Origin of the sequence: Streptomyces sp. NPDC060000 (assembly GCF_042737375.1) — a bacterium.
Taxonomy (GTDB): Bacteria; Actinomycetota; Actinomycetes; order Streptomycetales; family Streptomycetaceae; genus Streptomyces.
Map to the genome: position 1 here is coordinate 1 of NZ_JBHWUU010000080.1, position 17,356 is coordinate 17,356.

The window sequence follows — 17,356 nt, forward strand, 5'->3', positions numbered from 1 at the left end:
AGCTCGGCGATCTGCTGGAGGGTGGCGCCGATGTCGGAGGTACGGGTCGTGGTCATCGACTGCACGGACACCGGGGCGTCTCCGCCGACCGCCACCGGGCCGACCTGGATCCGCCGTGACTCACGTCGCGACGCCACCGGCCGGACCGGCACCTCGGGAACGCCCAGCGAAACGGCGGTCATGCCGTCACTCCCGGTTTCCGTTGACGGTCTCCCGCATGGCGCGCAGGGACTCCTTCAGCGAGCCCATGGTGGCCAGGACGGCGGTGGGCTCGTAGCCGCAGTGCGCCATGCAGTTGGCGCAGCGCGGGTCCTTGCCCCGGCCGTACTTGTCCCAGTCCGTCTTCTCGATCAGCTCGCGGTACGTCGGCACGTACCCGTCGCTCATCAGGTAGCAGGGCCTCTGCCAACCGAACAGCGAGTAGTTGGGGATCGCCCACGCCGTGCACGGGAAGTCGACCTTGCCCTCGAGGAAGTCGAGGAACAGAGGTGAGTGGTTGAGCCTCCAGCGCCGCCGGTTGCCGCCCGAGAAGGCCTTCTTGAACAGTTCGCGGGTCTGCTCCACCCCGAGGAAGTGCTCCTGGTCGGGAGCCTTCTCGTAGGCGTAGGCGGGCGAGATCATCATCTCGTCGACCTTGAGGTCGTCGTTGAGGAAGTTGAGCACCTCGATGATGGTCTGCGGGGTGTCGGTGTTGAAGAAGGTCGAGTTGGTGGTCACCCGGAAGCCGCGCCGCTTGGCCTCCTTGATGGCCGCCACGGCCTCGTCGAACACGCCTTCCTTGGCCACCGACTCGTCGTGCCGCTCCCGCAGCCCGTCGATGTGCACGGCGAAGGCGAAGTAGGGAGAGGGCGTGAACCTGTCCATCTTCTTACGCAGCAGCATGGCGTTGGTGCAGAGGAAGACGTACTTCCTCTTCGCCACCAACTGCCGCACGATCTCGTCCATCTGAGGGTGCATCAGGGGCTCACCGCCCGCGATGGACACCATCGGCGCACCGGACTCCAGCACCGCGCCGACGGCCTGGGCGACCGGCATGCGCTGCTTGAGCACTCCCGCCGGATGCTGGATCTTGCCGCAGCCCTCGCACTTGAGGTTGCAGGCGAAGAGGGGCTCCAGCTCGACGATGAGCGGGAACTTGTCCCGCTTGCGAAGCTTCTGTTCAGCCAGATATGTAGCGACCTTGATGGACTGACGCAACGGCATGGCCATGTGGCTCACCTCCGGGGGAGCAGAACATTACGGTGCCATTCGAAAAAAGCAGGCAGGACGGAGCGAAGGACGCGGAAAGCTGATATTCCACCGCGCACCGTGCCGATCCGGACGAGTTCATGTTCAGGAGCGTCCACGACCACCCGGACGGCCGCAACCGGGCGCGGTTCCTCGCGCACGGCGCTCAGAAGCGTGGCCGCCGACTCCATGTCGACGGCGATCGCGCCGGTCGCGAGCAGATCGGCCCGCTCGTGACCGCGAACGACGTGGTCGGAGCCGGTGAGCGGGCCGGTGTGGACGGTGCGCCCGGGCAGGGTGCGCACGAGTTCCTTGACGAGCAGCTCGGTGCCGACGCAGGGGACACCGCCGCGCGGATCGCGGGTCTCCTCGGCGACGACCAGGTCACCGGGGTGCATGCCGGGGGCGAGCCCCGCGCAGAAACCCGTGGCGAGCACCGCCGCCCCGGCGAACACCGGGTCGGCCAGCACGCGGGTGACGGAACGCTCCGCCGCCTTCGGCCCCATGCCCGTCCGCAGGACGGTGACCGGCCCGTCGGCTCCGCCGCGGTCACCCATGCGCAGGGCGAGGTGCTCGATGCCGAGGGCGCAGGCGATCAGCAGCGGGGCCGGGACGGGCTGCGTGCTCATCAGCTCCCCTTGGCCTCGGTGGGAGCCGCGTGCGTGGCGGACTGCTTGCCGAACGGCTCTCCGTGGACGTACCGGCCGAGCGCGGTCAGCGGGAAGACCTGTCGGTAGAGGTGGTAGTTGATCGAGAAGTCCCACGGGAAGCCGGTGCCGGTGAAGTAGGGCTCGTCCCAGGAGCCGTCCTCCCGCTGGGTCTGCGCCAGCCAGCCGACACCCCGCTCGACGGCCTTGGAGTCCTTCTCCCCGGCCGCCAGCAGCGCCATCAGCGCCCACGCCGTCTGCGAAGCCGTCGAGGCACCCCGGCCGCTCCAGCGGGCGGCGTCCTGGTAGGAGCGCAGGTCCTCGCCCCAGCCGCCGTCGTCGTTCTGCACCCGCTCCAGCCAGCCGACCGCCCGCCGGATCGCGGGGTGCTGGACGGGCATTCCCGCCGCGGTGAGGGCCGGCACCACCGACCCGGTGCCGTAGACGTAGTTGACGCCCCAGCGCCCGAACCACGAGCCGTCCGGCTCCTGTTCGGCCAGCAGCCACTCGATGCCGCGCCGGGTGCGCGGGTCGTGCGAGAGCCCCTCGATCGCCAGCATCTCGACGACGTGCGCGGTGACGTCGGCGGAGGGGGGATCGATGACCTCGCCGAAGTCGCAGAACGGCAGCCGGTTGGGGAACGGGCTGGTGTTGTCGACGTCGAAGGCGCCCCAGGCCCCGTTCCTCGACTGCATCCCGAGGTTCCAGCGCACTCCGCGCGCGACGGCCCGGTCCATCCGCTCCTGGTCGTGGTGCTTGACGCGGCGCAGCGCGAGGACGACCTCGGCGGTGTCGTCGATGTCGGGGTAGTTGTCGTTGTGGAACTCGAACGCCCAGCCGCCGGGCGGAAGCTGGGGCCTGCGCACCGACCAGTCGCCGGGCCGGACGACCTGTTCGCCGAGCATCCAGTCGGCGGCCTTGACCAGTTGCGGGTGGTCGGCGGGAAGTCCGGCGTCGGCGAGCGCGATGGTCGCCAGACAGGTGTCCCACACCGGTGACTGGCAGGCCTCGATCATCCGCGCGCCGTCCTCGCGCCAGACGGTGTAGCGGTCGAACGACTCCAGCCCCGCCCGCATCACCGGGTGTTCGAGGTCGTAGCCGAGCAGGTGCAGGGCGATCACCGAGTACACGGCGGGCGGCTGGATCCCGCCCCAGCAGCCGTCGTTCTCCTGCCGCTCGATGATCCAGCGGGCAGCGGAGTTCAGGGCCGCCTTGCGCAGCCTGCGCACCGCCACCGACCGGTAGCCGCGCACCACCTTGTCGAGCCGCTGGAAGAGTCCGTCCCAACTGTTGACCGGGGCAAGGGGTTTGGGCGGGTTGGGGTGGGAGGGATCGGTGTGCAGCTCATCGAGCGGGAACGGCGCCGGACGCACCGGACGCTTCGCCGACACGACGGTGAGCGGCACGATCGTCTGCCGGGCCCAGCAGCCGAAGTTGTAGATGCTCAACGGGAACCATTTAGGGAAGAACAAGAGCTCGGGCGGAAGTTCGGGCAGGTCCTCCCACTTCCACCAGCCGAACAGAGCAAGCCAGATCCGGGTGAAGACCCGGGCGGAGGCGATGCCCCCCTGCTCACGGACCCACCCGGAGGCCCGGCGCATGTGGGGTGCCTCGGGGTCGTCGCCGGCCAGCCGCAGGGCGACATACGCCTCGACGGTGGCGGAGAGGTCGGGCGGGCCGCCGTAGAACGTGGCCCAGGTCCCGTCCTCACGCTGCTCGCCGCGGACGAAGAGCGCGGTGGCGTGGGTGGTGGCCTCGTCGCGGATGCCCAGGAACTGACGGAGCAGCAGGTCCTCGGCGTCCATCGTGACGTTCGTCTCGAGGTCGCCCTTCCACCAGCCCTCGGCGTCCTGCTCGGCGAGCAGGAAGTCGGTGGCGCGTTGCATCGCGCGTGCGGCGGCTTCTTGTACCCCGGCCGCCACGGGGATGGTGATGTCGGTTTCGCTGGCCGCGGCAGCGCGGGGCGGGAGGGCCCCGGTGCTTCCGTCGGTCGTCGCTGTCATGGCTTCCCCTTCGTGCAGTGTGCATGGCGTTGCGTCTGCTGTGGGTCCGCCGTCGGCCGGTGCTCTCTCCTCGCACACCGGCCGGCGACTACGCGAGGGCTATTCGACCGATAGGGATCATCTCTTTCGTACGACGACGAAGTCGGCGAGCGCCGTGAACCGGTCCCGCACCTGCTCGGGCATGTCCACGACGTTCAGGGCTTCCAGGGCGACGGCGTGCTGGCGGCGCGCCTCCTCGGCGGTCCAGTCACGGCCGCCCGCCTCCTCGATCAGAGCGGCGCGGGCCGCGAACTCCCCCTCGGAGAAGGTCTCGAACTCGCTGCTCTTGGCGTCGGCGGCGAGGATCTCCCCGAGCCGCTCGGAGGCGGAACCGCCCGCCGCGAGCGCGGCCACCACCGGCAGGGACTTCTTGCGCTGGCGCAGATCGCTCCAGGTCTGCTTGCCGGTGGCCCCCGGGTCGCCCCAGATGCCGAGGAGGTCGTCGACGGCCTGGAAGGCCAGGCCGAGGTGGTAGCCGTACTTCTCCAAGGCGTCGGCGGTGCGCGCGTCCGCGCCGCCGAGCACCGCGCCGATGGAGCTGGCGCAGGCCAGCAGGGCGCCGGTCTTGTTGCCCTCCATCTCCAGGCACTCCTCGACGCTGACCCGGTCGCGGTGCTCGTAGGAGATGTCCTGGGCCTGGCCGTCGATGAGGGCGCGGGTGGCGACGGTCAGGCGGTGGGTGGCCCGGGCCGCTTCGACCGTGCCGAGCTCGAGGAGGATCTCGCCCGCGAGGGCGAACAGGGCGTCGCCGACCAGGATGGCCTGGGCGGGGCCGTGCACCTTCCAGACCGTGTCGCGGTGCCTGCGCTGTTCGTCGCCGTCCATCAGGTCGTCGTGCAGGAGCGAGAAGTTGTGGACCAGTTCGACGGCGACCGCGCCGGGGACGCCGACCTCGGGAGCGGCCCCGGTGACCTCGGCGGAGAGCACGGCGAGGGCGGGACGCACGGCCTTGCCGCCGTCGCCGTCGGTCGGGTTGCCCTGGGCGTCGATCCAGCCGAAGTGGTAGGCGGCGACCGTGTCCATGGGCGGTGCCAGACGGTCGACGGCCGCCCGCAGTACCGGTGTGGCCAGGGTGCGGCCGCGCTCCAGGAGCGCGGTCACGTCCACCGCGGTCCTCCGAGCGGCCGGCGTGGCCGGGGGCACAGTGGGCACAGTTTCTCCTCTTGTTGCGGTGCTGGAGAGGGTGCGGGGGTGTGCCGAGCCGTGCTGATCGAGCATCAGGCCGCCTCCTCGAACTCGAAGAGGTGGCGGGGGCGGGGCCGGCCCAGGGCGCTCAGTGCGGCGTCCGCCGCACTCACACCGCTGCGGACCGCACTCTCCATGGTCGCGGGCCACCCTGTGGCGGTCCACGCTCCGGCCAGGTACAGGCCGGGGGCTCTGGTGCGGGCGCCGGGCCGAAGGCGCCCGACGCCGGGGGCGGGGGCGAACGTCGCCGTACGCTCCCGGGTCACGAAGAAGTCCCTCACCTCGGCGCCGCGCGCACCCGGCAGCAGCCGTTCCAGTTCGGGCAGATAGCGCCCGCGCAGCGCGGCGACGGGTTCGTCGATGTCGTCCTGCGCGGCGGACTGGGACAGGGCGAGGTACTGGCCCTCGCGCAGCCCGGAGGCACTTGTGCGGTCGAAGACCCACTGCACGGGCGTGCCGAGCGCCGCGAAGAAGGGCTTGTCGAGCACCTTGCGGTCGTAGACGACGTGCACGTTGAGGATGGGCGCGGTGCCGATCTCCAGCAGCCGCCCCGCATCGTCGAGTGCCCCGTCGGGCAGCAGGTCGTACGCCTCGCGCTGCGGTACGGCGAGGACGACGGTGTCCGCGCGGAGCGTCTCGCCGGGAACCTGAACGCTCCACTTCCCGTTCCCGTCAGGAGAGAGGGAGGTGACGCGTGTACGGACCTCGGTACGCACGCCCGCGGAGTCGAGCGCCTCGCGGGCGAGCCGGTCGTGCAGTTCGCCCAGCGGGACATGCGCCCAGCCGATGTCGGCGGCGCCCGGGTCGGACAGCAGACCGGTCTTGAACACCATCGCGGCGAGCCCCAGCGAGGAGTCGCCCGCGACCGCGTTGAGGGTGGCGACCCCGACCAGGTCCCAGAGGGCCTCGACGGCGCGTGCCGACTGACCGTGCGCGGTCAGCCAGCTGCCGAAGTCCTGTCTGTCCAGGTCCGGATCGGTGAGGTCGAGCCCCTTGAGCGCGAGCGCGGCACGGCCCACCCTGGCGCGTTCGGCGAACGAGAGATGCGGATACGTGGCGAGGCTGCGCCCCAGGTGCAGCGGCACGGGCAGCGCGTCGCGCCGCAGTCTGCCGAGCCGCCGTCCCTCGGGTCTGGCCAGGTCGACGACGGGCACGTCGAGACGATCCTGCAACGGTGCCAGCGCACTGCCCTCGATGCGGTCGAGGAACCAGCGGTAAGCGGTGCAGCAGCGCAGGTACACGTGCTGTCCGTTGTCCACGGTGAGTTCGCCGCGCCGGAAGGAGAAGGCCAGGCCGCCGAGCCGGGGCCGGCCTTCGAGCAGGGTGACGCGCACCCCCGCGTCGGCGAGCGCGAGCGCCGCGGTCACACCGGCGAGCCCGCCACCCACGACGACGGCGGTACGCCCTGAGAAGCCGGACGCTTCCGAGGCGTCCGGGAACTGCTCGTCGTTCATCCTGCGCCCTCCCGTGCGGACCGGCCATGGTGTTCGAACTCTGCACCGCTGGCCGTCGCAGTCAGGGACGCCGCGCCGCACCGGAGGGTTGCGCGCCGCTTTACACGGGTGGAGTCGTCTTGGCCCACTTCGTCGCCCGCCGCGTCCATCAGATGTGCCTCCTGACGGTCTGCCGCGACACATGCCGGGTGTCCAGACCCGACAGCCCCCGCACGGCCACGTAGGCCTTCTCCCGTCCGGGCAGCGAGACCCGGCCGCGCAGCACGGCCTCGGGGTCGCGCTCGATACGGTCCAGGAGTCGGCGGTAGATGCCGGCCATGGCGGCGACACAGGCGCCGCTGCGGCGGTCCAGCATGGGGAGCAGCCGGTAGCCCTCGGCGAAGAGGGCCCGGGCCCGCCGCACCTCGAAGTGCACGAGGCCCGCGAAGTCGGAGCCCTCCGGCGGCTTCGACCCGTCGAACCCGGCCGAGCAGCCGAACTTCGCGAGGTCGTCGGCGGGCAGATACGTGCGGCCGCCCTCGGCGTCCTCGCGGACGTCTCTGAGAATGTTCGTGAGCTGGAGCGCGAGCCCGAGCGTGTCGGCGTACTCCGGCGCGCGTTCGGCACCGCGCGCCCCTGGTTCGGTACCGAACACGCCGAGCGAGAGCCGCCCGATGGCACCCGCCACACAGCGGCAGTACACCTTCAGGTCGTCCCAGGTCTCGTAGGTCTCGCCGCGCACGTCCATCAGCACGCCGTCGATCAGCTCGTCCAGGCCGCGCAGCGGCACCGGGAAGGCCCGGGCCGTGTGGGCGAGGGCGACCGCGACGGGGTCGGTGTCGTCCTCCTCGACCTCGCCCGCGCGGACCCGGGCGAGCAGCGCCCGGGTCTCCTCGAGCCTGGCGGTCTTGACCTCGCCGTCCAGTGCGCCGTCGCCGATGTCGTCGACGCGGCGCGAGAAGGCGTACAGCGCCGACATCGCGCGGCGCTTGGGCGTGGGCAGCAGCCTGATGCCGTACGCGAAGTTGCGGGCCTGCTGGCCGGTGACGGTCTCGCAGTAGCTGTAGGCGGCGAGTACCGGCGCGGACACGTGTGGTGACGACGACTCCACGACCCGGATCACCCCTCTCCTCGCAGGGTCACGCCCACCTCACGCAGCAGTTGGAGCCTGCCTGGCTTGGGCGGGCCGGGAAGTACGTCGTAGCCGGCGGCGGCGATCGCCTTGATCGCCGCCCTTCCCCCCGCCACGAAACCCGCGAGCAGCAGCCTCAGCCTGCCGTGAACGCTACCCACCAGGGGGGCGCCTTCATTCAGGAGATCGCCGGCGCGTTGCGCTTCGTACGCGACCAGTGCGCGCACCGACGCGCCCGCGGTCCTCGCGGCCAGATCGGATTCCCGGACGTGGAAGCGTTTCATGTCCGCGGCGGGGAGATAGACGCGGTCACGGCCGAGGTCCTCGGACACGTCCTGGAGGTGTTCGACGATCTGGAGTGCGGTGCAGATCGCGTCGGAGCGGCGGATCCGCTCGGGGGTGGCGGCGCCGGTGACGGCGAGGACCAGGCGGCCCACGGGGTTGGCGGACAGCGCGCAGTAGGCGAGGAGGTCGTCGTAGGTCTCGTAGCGGGTGACGAGCTGGTCCTGGCGGTTGGCCGCGATCAGCCCGAGGAAGGGCTCGGGGCCGAGCGAGCGGTCCCGGACGGTCGACTGGAGGCGGCGCAGCAGGGGATGACGGGGCGGGCCGTCGAATCCGTCGAAAACACGACGCAGATCGACCTCGAAGGCGTCCAGCAGGACGAGGCGGTCCTCCGCCCCGGTGGCGGACACGCCGAGCAGGCGGGCGTCGGCGCCGCCGGGGGCGAGGTCGCCGTCGCCGATGTCGTCGACGAGCCGGGCGAAGCCGTACACGGCCATCAGGTCCTCACGCCAGGCCCTGGGCAGGAAGAAGGGGGCTACGGGGAAGTTCTCGTCCGCGGCCTTGTCGAGGGTGCCGCGCTCCGGGTCGCCGACGCGCGGCACGGCGGGCGCCGTCATCGTCGGCCGCCCGGGGCGGGGACGGCACGGCCTGCGTCGATCTGGGGAGTTTCCGTAGCCATCGCCGTCACATCTCCCGTTCTACACTGCCGACCTGATACACACTATTTCGGACACGCCGCCCGGCCGCTCGTGCGGTGACCCCGACGGTGGGCGCTGAGCGTTATCACCCCACTTGACGCGATTCGGGGCCGGTCCAGCTTACGTTGTACAACGCCGCGTGGTTCGCGGGGGTGTCCTGGACATCACAACAACACACCGATTGGCGTCAAGATTCCTGGGCTGACCGGGAGTTGACGTTTCCTTTGCAGACGCAGGGCCCCGCCGGACAGTTCCGGCGGGGCCCTGGCCGAATCGCGCTACTTGCCCGAGAACTTCTCGTACTCCTTGAGGACCTCTTCGGTCGGGCCGTCCAACCGCAGTTCGCCCCGTTCCAGCCACAGCACGCGATCGCAGGTGTCCCTGATCGACTTGTTGCTGTGGCTGACCAGGAACACCGTGCCCGCGTGCTCGCGCAACTGCCGGATGCGTTCCTCCGAGCGCCCCCGGAACTTCGCGTCTCCGGTGGCCAGCGCCTCGTCGATCATCAGGACGTCGTGGTCCTTGGCTGCGGCGATGGAGAAGCGCAGCCGGGCCTGCATGCCGGAGGAGTACGTGCGCATCGGCAGGGTGATGAAATCGCCCTTCTCGTTGATGCCGGAGAAGTCGACGATCTCCTGGAAGCGCTGCTTGATCTGCTCACGGGACATACCCATGGCGAGCCCGCCCAGGGTCACGTTGCGCTCGCCGGTGAGGTCGTTCATCAGGGCCGCGTTGACGCCCAGCAGCGAGGGCTGGCCGTCGGTGTAGACCCTGCCGCTCTCCGGCGGCAGCAGACCGGCGATGGCGCGCAGCAGCGTGGACTTGCCCGAGCCGTTGGAGCCGATCAGACCGATGGCCTCGCCGCGGTGGGCGACGAAGGAGACACCGCGCACCGCGTGCACCTTGCGCACACCGCGTGCCGTGTCGTCGGAACCGCGCTTGACGATTCGGCTGAGCGCGGCGGTGGCACTGCCCTTGCCGGACTTGGCGCCGTTGACGCGGTAGACGATGTGGACTTGGTCGGCGATGACGGTCGGGACCCGTTGCCCCGGGAGCGGCTCAACCACGGCCGTACCTCTCCTCCGCCTGCCAGAAGTACACGAAGCCGCCGAGCGCGACGAGTACGGCCCAGCCGCCCGCGACCGCCCAGACGTGCGCCGGGAGGTTCTCGGCGTTGTACTCCTCGATGAGCGCGAAGCGCATCAGGTCCATGTAGATGGCGGCCGGGTTCCACTGGAGGATGTTGGCCACCCACTGCGGCTTGTCCGCGAGGAAGACGGGGATGGAGAACATCACGCCGGACGCGTACATCCACGTCCGCATGACGAACGGCATCAGCTGCGCCAGGTCCGGGGTCTTCGCGCCGGCCCGGGCGAAGATCAGCGCCAGACCGGAGTTGAAGCAGAACTGAAGGACGAGCACCGGGACGATCAGCGCCCAGGAGGCGTCCGGGTAGTTGCCGAAACCGATCACCACCAGGAACAGCACCAGCATCGAGTACAGCAGTTGCTGGAGTTGCTGGAGGGCGAACGAGATGGGCAGCGAGGCACGCGGGAAGTGCAGGGCGCGGACCAGGCCGAGGTTGCCGGAGATCGCCCGTACGCCGGTCATCACCGAGCTCTGGGTGAAGGTGAACACGAAGACGCCCGTGACGAGGAAGGGGATGTACACCTCCTTCGACATCCCCCGGCCGGCGTTCAGCAGCAGGCCGAAGATCATGAAGTACACGGCCGCGTTCAGCAGCGGCGTGGCCACCTGCCACAGCTGACCGAGCCTGGCCTGGCTGTACTGGGAGGCCACCTTCGCCCGGGAGAACGCCATGATGAAGTGCCGGCGCCCCCAGAGCTGGCGGACGTACTCCCGCAGCGGAGGCCGGGCGCCGCTCACGGCCAGCCCGTACCTGGCGGCCAGCTGCGCCGCCGTGAGGCCCTCGTCGGGCGACGGATACGCGGTCACCACGACTCCGACGTCATGCGTTGTCTCACTCACAAGTAGGAAACTTTCGTCTTCGGGATGCGCAGCCCTGACGAGGCCGGCACGAGCCGGGGGCCCGCGGGAAGGCCCGGGGTGCCCTCAGGAACGAGCTTGTCAGATCACCGGAGGCCGGCCCAGTCGGGTCAGCCGCCAGACCGTACGCCACTTCATGGGCCTACGAGGTCCGCACGGTGTGCTCCAGCCTTCCCGGAACCCGCCGAACCAGGCCTTCAGCGCGGACCCCGAGGGACGGCGCGCCAGCGTGAGCAGCAGCCAGACCCCGAGGTAGACCGGGACCAGCGGGGCGGGAAGGTTGCGACGGGCCAGCCAGACCCGGTTGCGGGCGACCATCCGGTGGTACACCGCGTGCCGCGAGGGCGCGGTCGTCGGGTGGTACAGCACCATGTCGGACCGGTAGTCGATCATCCAGCCCGCGTCGAGGGCCCGCCACGCCAGGTCGGTCTCCTCGTGGGCGTAGAAGAACTCGTCCGGGAGTCCGCCGACTTCCGCGAAGACCTTCGTCCGCACGGCGTTGGCGCCTCCGAGGAAGGTGGTGACCCGGGAGGAGCGCATCGGGTCGGAGGCACGCAGCCGGGGTACGTGGCGGCGCTGGGTGACACCGGTCTGCGGGTCGGCGATCCGGAAGCTGACGATGCCCAGCCCCGGATCGGCGCCGAAGGCCGCGCGGCACAGTTCGGCCGTGTCGTGGTGGGCCAGGAGACCGTCGTCGTCGAGGAACAGCAGGACGTCGACGTCGCGGCCGCTGGGGCCGAAGGCCTCGATGCCGACGTTGCGGCCGCCGGGTATGCCCAGGTTCTCGGGCAGCTCGACCGTCCTGACGCCCTCGGGGACGTCCGGGACGGGCGAGCCGTTGCCGACCACGACCACCTCGACCCGGTCGCCGTCCTGCTTGGCTATCGAGTCGAGCAGGGCCCTCAGCTCGTCGGGGCGGTTGCCCATGGTGATGACGACCGCCCCGACCTTCATGGGCGCGCTCACTTCAGCCTGCTCGACGCGAGGATGGAGACCAGGTGCAGCAGGGTCTGGAGCAGCGCGACACCGGCCAGTGCGGCGACGCCGAGCCGGGAGAAGAACAGGTCGCCGCGCACCTGGTCGAGGACGGCCAGGACCAGGATCAGCAGGGACGCCTCGATGCCGAGGATCAGCCGGTGGAACTGGAGCGCCGAGGCGGCCCGGCGGGCCAGTGCCATGCCGGAGGAACGCGGTTCGGACGCCGACTCCTTGACCGGCGGCAGCCCGCCCTGGTGCCGGGCGACGCCGACGAGGTCGGTCTCGGCCTTGATCAGGATCGCGCCGAGCGCGGCCAGCGTGCCGAGGAAGGCCCAGAGCCAGTCGATCCGCCCGGTGCCCCACAGGTCCGCGGCGCGCAGGCCGAAGCCGACGAGGACGGCGGCGTCGGTGAGATACGCCCCGACCCGGTCCAGATAGACCCCGCCCAGCGAGTACTGCTTCTTCCAGCGGGCGATCTCGCCGTCGACGCAGTCCAGCAGCAGGTACATCTGGACGCACACCACACCGAGCACGGCGCCCGCGATCCCCGGCACCAGCAGGGCCGGGGCGGCGAGCACCCCGAAGACGGTCATCAGGTACGTGAGCTGGTTGGGCGTGACCCTGGTGTTGACCAGGTAGCGGTCGACCCGCAGGGACACCTCACGCATGTAGAGGCGCCCCATCCAGTGCTCACCGCTGCGCCGGTCCTTCACCCCCGGAGGGTGGACGACCGGTCTGAGTTCAGCTACCGATGGCCTTGACATAGTCGGCGTAGATGTCCTTGATCTGTTCGGTCTTGAGGTCGAGGTGTTCGATGATCGTGTAGCGGCCGGGCCGGGTCTCGGGAGCGAACTCCACCACCCGGACGAATTCGTCGACGGTGAAGCCGATGTCCGTCGGCAGGACCGGGAGTCCGTGCCGTCGCAGCACCTGGGCCATGTGGGCCGACTCCTCGTGGGCTCCGCGCAAATACATCGCGAAGGCCGCGCCGAGTCCGCACTGCTCGCCGTGGGCGGCCGCCCGTTTGGGGAAGAGCAGGTCGAAGGCGTGGTTGATCTCGTGGCACGCGCCGGAGGACGGACGGGAGTCGCCCGACACCGACATGGCGACACCGCTGAGCACCAGCGCCTCGGCCAGCACTTGGAGGAAGTCGGTGTCGCCGATGCCGCCCGGGTGGCGCAGCACCGCCTCGCCGGCCTGGCGGGCGATCGCGGCGGCCAGGCCGTCGATCTTCTCGCCCTTGACCCGGTTGGCGAGTTCCCAGTCCGCGATGGCGGAGATGTTGGAGACGGCGTCACCGATGCCGGCCCGCACGTACCGGACCGGGGCCTCGCGGATGACGTCCAGGTCGATCACGACGGCGATCGGGTTCGGCACACCGTAGGAGCCGCGCCCCGCGTCGTTGTCGAGGGTGGCGACCGGCGAGCACAGGCCGTCGTGCGCGAGGTTCGTCGGCACGGCGACCAGGGGAAGGCCGACCCGTGCCGCGGCGAACTTGGCGCAGTCGATGATCTTGCCGCCGCCCAGACCGACGACCGCGTCGAAGTGGCCGGCCTTTATGTCGGTGGCCAGCTGGACGGCGTCGTCGAGGGTGCCGCCGCCGACCTCGTACCAGGTGGCGCCGGGCAGGGCCGGGGTGAGGCGCTCGCGCAGCCGGGCGCCCGAACCGCCGCTGACGGCGATCGCGAGCTTGCCGGAGTGTGAGATGCGCTCGTCGGCGAGGACCCCGACCAGGTCGTCGAGGGCACCCGGGCGGATGTCCACGACGACCGGTGAGGGGATCAGCCGGGTCAGTACTGGCACGCGATCTCCCGTCCACGGGCGAGATCGTCGTGGTTGTCGATCTCGACCCACTTGACGTCACCGATCGGCGCCACGTCGATCCGGAAGCCCCGGTTCACCAGTTCCTGGTACCCGTGCTCGTAGAACTGCTGCGGGTCGGCCTCCCACACGGCCTTGAGCGCGTCGGCCAGCTCGGGGGCGGCGTCGCCCTCGATGAGCGTGACGCCGATGTACTCGCCGGTGGCCTCGGAGGGGTCCATCAGCTTGGTGATCTTCGTCATGCCCTTCCCGGGGTCGACGACGACCTTCATCTCCTCGTCCGCGAGGGACTTCACGGTGTCCAGCGCGAGGATGATCCGCTTGCCCTCGCCACGGGCGGCGAGCAGCGTCTTCTCCACGGAGACCGGGTGGACGGTGTCGCCGTTGGCGAGGATCACGCCGTCCTTGAGGGCGTCCCGGCCGCACCACAGGGAGTAGGCGTTGTTCCACTCCTCGGCCTTGTCGTTGTCGATGAGGGTGAGCTTGAGGCCGTACTTCGCCTCCAGCGCCGCCTTGCGCTCGTAGACGGCCTCCTTGCGGTAGCCGACGATGACCGCGACCTCGGTCAGACCGATCTCGGCGAAGTTGCCGAGCGTCAGGTCAAGCACGGTGGGCTCGCCCTCTATGCCCGCGGGCCCCACCGGCACCAGCGCCTTGGGCAGGCTGTCGGTGTAGGGGCGCAGACGCCGTCCGGCGCCGGCCGCCAGCACGAGGCCGATCATGCGGGTTCTCCTTCATCGTGTACGGACGGGGCGCCCGCCCGGTGGGCGGCGACCCAGAAGCGGATGCTCTCGACGAGCACCACGACGGCGACGGCCACGGCGAGGGCCGTGAGCGCGACCGTGAACTGCGAAGCGGTGAGCACTGCGGCCAGCACGGCCACGAGCAGCGTGCGCCCGTCCTGGCCCCCGATGGCGCGCACCAGCCAGGCCGGCGGCGCTCCGGCGTCGCCGCGGATGCGGTACACCGTGTCGTAGTGATGGTAGGCGACGGCGGCGACGAGCCCGAAAGCCGCAGGGAGCGCTCCGTCCACCCCGGCCTTGGCCGCGAGGATGAGGATCGTGCAGTATTCGCCGGCCCGGAAGAGCGGCGGGACCAGCCAGTCGAGGGCGCCTTTGAGGGGGTGCGTGACGGCTTCGGCCGACAGCAGGACGTAGACGCCTGCCATCAGCACGACCCACCAGCTCGGTCCCCACGCCCAGGCCCCGAGCGTCACCACGACGGCGCCGGCGGCGGCGCTGAGGGACGCCGTCGCACGGCGCGAACCGGGCAGGAAGCGGACCAGTGACTCGGTCAGCGGCCCGCTGTCGGCCAGGTCGGCCAGTGCCTGTGCCGCCCGGTCCGTCCGCCTGGCCCTGCGGGTCAGTGAGCGCAGGACCCGGCCCGCCGTGGTGTAGGTCGCCGCGAACGCGCAGCCGACGAGCAGGGCGTAGAAGGTGATGCGGGGGGTGGTCAGAGCCGTCAGGACGGCGATCATGGCCCATCGTTCGCCGATGGGCAGGACTATCATCCGCCGCACCCAGACCGTCCAGCCGACGCTGTCCAGCTTGTCGGAGAGGGCGGCGGTGGGGCTGGTGTTGGCGGTGGCGTCGTGGTTGGCCTCGTTGAAGGAGAAGTCCACGACGTGCCGGCAGGTCTGGAGCACCATCGCGCCCAGCGCCAGCGCCCATACGTCGTCGCCGCCGCGGGCCGCTCCCAGCGCGAGGCCCGCGTAGTAGGCGTACTCCTTGGCCCGGTCGAAGGTGGCGTCGAGCCAGGCGCCGAGCGTGGAGTACTGCAGGGAGTAGCGGGCGAGCTGCCCGTCGGTGCAGTCCAGGACGAACGACGCGATCAGCAGGACGCCGGCCGCGACGAAACCGCCCCGGGTGCCGGTGGCCGCGCAGGCCGCCGCGATCAGCGCGGTGATCAGCGAGGCGGTGGTGACCTGGTTGGGGGTGAGGCCGCGGCGGGCGCACCAGCGGGCGAGGTAGCGCGAGTACGGGCTGATGCAGTACGTGGTGAAGAAGCCGTCGCGGGCCTTCACGGCCGACTTCAGGCGGATGGCCTCGTCGTCGACGGCGGCGACGGCCTGCCGTGCCTCGTTGCGGGCCTGCGGGTCGGCGGGGACCTCCGCGACCAGGCTGCCCAGTTCGGGGCGGTGCACGCCGGCGCCGTCGGCGTCGAGGGCGGTGACGATCCGGTCGGCGAGGCTGTCGTCCTCCCCCACGCTCGAGTTCGCTCGCGCGGGGGCACCCCCGTGGGCGGTGGCGCCACTCGCCGAGTTCTCCCGGGCCATCGCGCGGGTCAGGGCCTGACGACCGGCCGGTTGGGCGGTGAGCGCGCCCGGGATGGCGGCGAGCGGGAAGCGGGGGTCGGTGAGGCCGAGGCGCAGCGCGTGCTCGTGACCCACGAAGCGGGCGTCCACGACGGCGACGCGCTGGTCACCGGGGACGGCGGCGAGGAGGGTCTCGGCGTCACCGGCGTCGGAGGCGGTCCGGACGTCGAAGCCGAGGGACCGCAGGTCGCCCTCGATCGACGATCCGGGAACCGGCGAGCCGGTGAGGATGGCGGTCGACAACCGAACTCACTCCCTGGGTCCGGCGCGTTCACGCCGGTCATGTACACGGTGGAGGCGCCCCTGGGCCGCACCGGCGACTTCACCGGTGGCCGCACCAGGCGGGCGGCATGTCGGCAGAGGCTATCGGATGCCGGGAAGGCCGTGCTCACCGCCCGTTCAGGCGCGATCGGCGCGATCCGGCAGCACGGCTTGAACTCGCTTTGAACCGGCCTTTGCCGAGATCATCATCGGTGATCGGCGGCCCGGGCGACAAACCGCGCCCCTCAAGAGCCGACATCCGGGACATTGCCCACCGGCCCGGGGAGGGTCGCCTTCGGTCGGCATAGGGTCTACCGGCATGACGTGGCTGATCACCGGCGGGGCCGGATACATTGGGGCGCATGTGGCACGGGCGATGACCCGGGCCGGAGAGCACGTCGTCGTGCTGGACGATCTCTCCACCGGTGCCGCCACGCGGCTCGGCACGGACATACCGCTGGTCAAGGGTTCGGCGCTCGACGCTGGCCTGCTCGAGCGGGTCCTCGCCGAGCACGCCGTGACGGGCGTGGTGCACCTGGCCGCGCACAAGCAGGTCGCCGAGTCGGTGGCGCAGCCGACCCGCTACTACCGGGAGAACGTGGGCGGTCTTGCCACCCTTCTCGACGCGGTCGCCGCGGCCGGGGTCCGGCGGTTCGTGTTCTCCTCCTCCGCGGCCGTCTACGGCAACCCGGACGTGGACCTCATCACGGAGGACACCCCGTGCGCGCCGGTGAACCCGTACGGCGAGACCAAGCTCGCCGGGGAGTGGCTGGTCCGGGCGGCGGGCCGGGCGCACGGCATCGCCACGACCTGCCTGCGCTACTTCAACGTGGCCGGAGCGGCGGCGCCCGAGCTGGCCGACACCGGTGTCTTCAACGTCGTCCCGATGGTGTTCGACCGGCTCACCCGGAACGAGGCCCCTCGGCTCTTCGGCGACGACTACCCCACGCCGGACGGCACCTGCGTCCGTGACTACATCCACGTCGCCGACCTGGCCGAGGCGCACCTGGCGGCGGCCCGGCGGCTGACCGCGCCGGACACGGCGGGCGATCTGACGGTGAACATCGGCCGGGGCGTGGGCGTCTCGGTGCGCGAGCTGGTGTCCCTCATCGGCGAGGTCACCGGCGACAGCCGGCCGCCGGTCGTCGAGGGGCGCAGGCCGGGGGACGCGCCGCGCGCGGTGGCCTCGGCGGATCTGGCGGCCCGGGAGCTGGGCTGGACGGCCCGCCGCGAGGTGCGCGAGATGATCGAGTCGGCGTGGCGGGGATGGCGGCCGCTCCCCTCCTGACACAGGTGAGGATGCCCTGACCTGCGATTCGTTTACGCAGG

Annotated in this window: 17 protein-coding genes; 1 reads left to right on the forward strand and 16 read right to left on the reverse strand. The window is 71.0% G+C overall.

The window, feature by feature from the left end; translation table 11 throughout:
* The 16 genes from ACFWBB_RS33475 to ACFWBB_RS33550 form a co-directional block, all read right to left on the reverse strand.
* Positions 1-182, reverse strand: a 182-nt coding sequence (locus ACFWBB_RS33475) for a flavodoxin-dependent (E)-4-hydroxy-3-methylbut-2-enyl-diphosphate synthase (RefSeq protein WP_385280049.1), incomplete at its 3' end; no start/stop codon positions are given.
* Between the two features lie 4 nt (positions 183-186).
* Entirely contained in the window at positions 187-1,209 is a 1,023-nt protein-coding gene (hpnH, locus tag ACFWBB_RS33480; RefSeq protein WP_385280052.1) for an adenosyl-hopene transferase HpnH, read from the reverse strand.
* A 5-nt stretch (positions 1,210-1,214) separates the two neighbouring features.
* Positions 1,215-1,856: a 1-hydroxy-2-methyl-2-butenyl 4-diphosphate reductase gene (locus tag ACFWBB_RS33485; protein WP_385280055.1), complete on the reverse strand. Its 642-nt coding sequence runs from the start codon at positions 1,854-1,856 to the stop codon at positions 1,215-1,217.
* Positions 1,856-3,877, reverse strand: a complete 2,022-nt coding sequence (gene shc, locus ACFWBB_RS33490; protein ID WP_385280057.1) for a squalene--hopene cyclase — start codon at positions 3,875-3,877, stop codon at positions 1,856-1,858. The genes ACFWBB_RS33485 and shc overlap by 1 nt, the downstream gene beginning before the upstream one ends.
* Before the next feature lie 117 nt (positions 3,878-3,994).
* Positions 3,995-5,023 carry a polyprenyl synthetase family protein gene (locus ACFWBB_RS33495; protein ID WP_385280167.1) on the reverse strand — a complete coding sequence of 343 codons (1,029 nt, stop codon included), beginning with the start codon at positions 5,021-5,023 and terminating at the stop codon, positions 3,995-3,997.
* Between the two features lie 110 nt (positions 5,024-5,133).
* Positions 5,134-6,555: a hydroxysqualene dehydroxylase HpnE gene (gene hpnE, locus ACFWBB_RS33500; protein ID WP_385280060.1), complete on the reverse strand. Its 1,422-nt coding sequence runs from the start codon at positions 6,553-6,555 to the stop codon at positions 5,134-5,136.
* Positions 6,552-6,704, reverse strand: coding sequence for a DUF6380 family protein (locus ACFWBB_RS33505; protein WP_385280063.1), 153 nt, complete (start codon positions 6,702-6,704; stop codon positions 6,552-6,554). Before ACFWBB_RS33505 ends, hpnE begins: the two co-directional genes overlap by 4 nt.
* A complete protein-coding gene (hpnD, locus tag ACFWBB_RS33510) occupies positions 6,704-7,657 on the reverse strand; it encodes a presqualene diphosphate synthase HpnD (RefSeq protein ID WP_385280066.1) in 954 nt (317 codons plus the stop codon). The genes ACFWBB_RS33505 and hpnD overlap by 1 nt, the downstream gene beginning before the upstream one ends.
* Complete coding sequence (gene hpnC, locus ACFWBB_RS33515) at positions 7,654-8,565, reverse strand: squalene synthase HpnC (RefSeq protein ID WP_385280069.1); 912 nt, start codon at positions 8,563-8,565, stop codon at positions 7,654-7,656. The genes hpnD and hpnC overlap by 4 nt, the downstream gene beginning before the upstream one ends.
* A 359-nt stretch (positions 8,566-8,924) precedes the next feature.
* On the reverse strand, positions 8,925-9,713 hold the full coding sequence (locus ACFWBB_RS33520; protein WP_385280072.1) for an ABC transporter ATP-binding protein: 789 nt from the start codon (positions 9,711-9,713) through the stop codon (positions 8,925-8,927).
* Entirely contained in the window at positions 9,706-10,635 is a 930-nt protein-coding gene (locus ACFWBB_RS33525; protein ID WP_385280075.1) for an ABC transporter permease, read from the reverse strand. The genes ACFWBB_RS33520 and ACFWBB_RS33525 overlap by 8 nt, the downstream gene beginning before the upstream one ends.
* 99 nt (positions 10,636-10,734) lie before the next feature.
* A complete protein-coding gene (locus tag ACFWBB_RS33530; protein ID WP_385280170.1) occupies positions 10,735-11,607 on the reverse strand; it encodes a glycosyltransferase family 2 protein in 873 nt (290 codons plus the stop codon).
* Positions 11,608-11,615: 8 nt separating this feature from the next.
* On the reverse strand, positions 11,616-12,395 hold the full coding sequence (locus tag ACFWBB_RS33535; RefSeq protein WP_385280078.1) for a CDP-alcohol phosphatidyltransferase family protein: 780 nt from the start codon (positions 12,393-12,395) through the stop codon (positions 11,616-11,618).
* On the reverse strand, positions 12,373-13,434 hold the full coding sequence (locus ACFWBB_RS33540; protein ID WP_385280081.1) for an iron-containing alcohol dehydrogenase family protein: 1,062 nt from the start codon (positions 13,432-13,434) through the stop codon (positions 12,373-12,375). Before ACFWBB_RS33540 ends, ACFWBB_RS33535 begins: the two co-directional genes overlap by 23 nt.
* Positions 13,422-14,174: a sugar phosphate nucleotidyltransferase gene (locus tag ACFWBB_RS33545; RefSeq protein ID WP_385280084.1), complete on the reverse strand. Its 753-nt coding sequence runs from the start codon at positions 14,172-14,174 to the stop codon at positions 13,422-13,424. Before ACFWBB_RS33545 ends, ACFWBB_RS33540 begins: the two co-directional genes overlap by 13 nt.
* Entirely contained in the window at positions 14,171-16,009 is a 1,839-nt protein-coding gene (locus tag ACFWBB_RS33550; RefSeq protein WP_385280087.1) for a DUF5941 domain-containing protein, read from the reverse strand. Before ACFWBB_RS33550 ends, ACFWBB_RS33545 begins: the two co-directional genes overlap by 4 nt.
* Before the next feature lie 337 nt (positions 16,010-16,346).
* Here ACFWBB_RS33550 and galE point away from each other — a divergent pair, with 337 nt between their 5' ends.
* On the forward strand, positions 16,347-17,315 hold the full coding sequence (gene galE / locus ACFWBB_RS33555) for a UDP-glucose 4-epimerase GalE (RefSeq protein WP_385280090.1): 969 nt from the start codon (positions 16,347-16,349) through the stop codon (positions 17,313-17,315).
* The last annotated feature ends 41 nt before the right edge of the window (positions 17,316-17,356 follow it).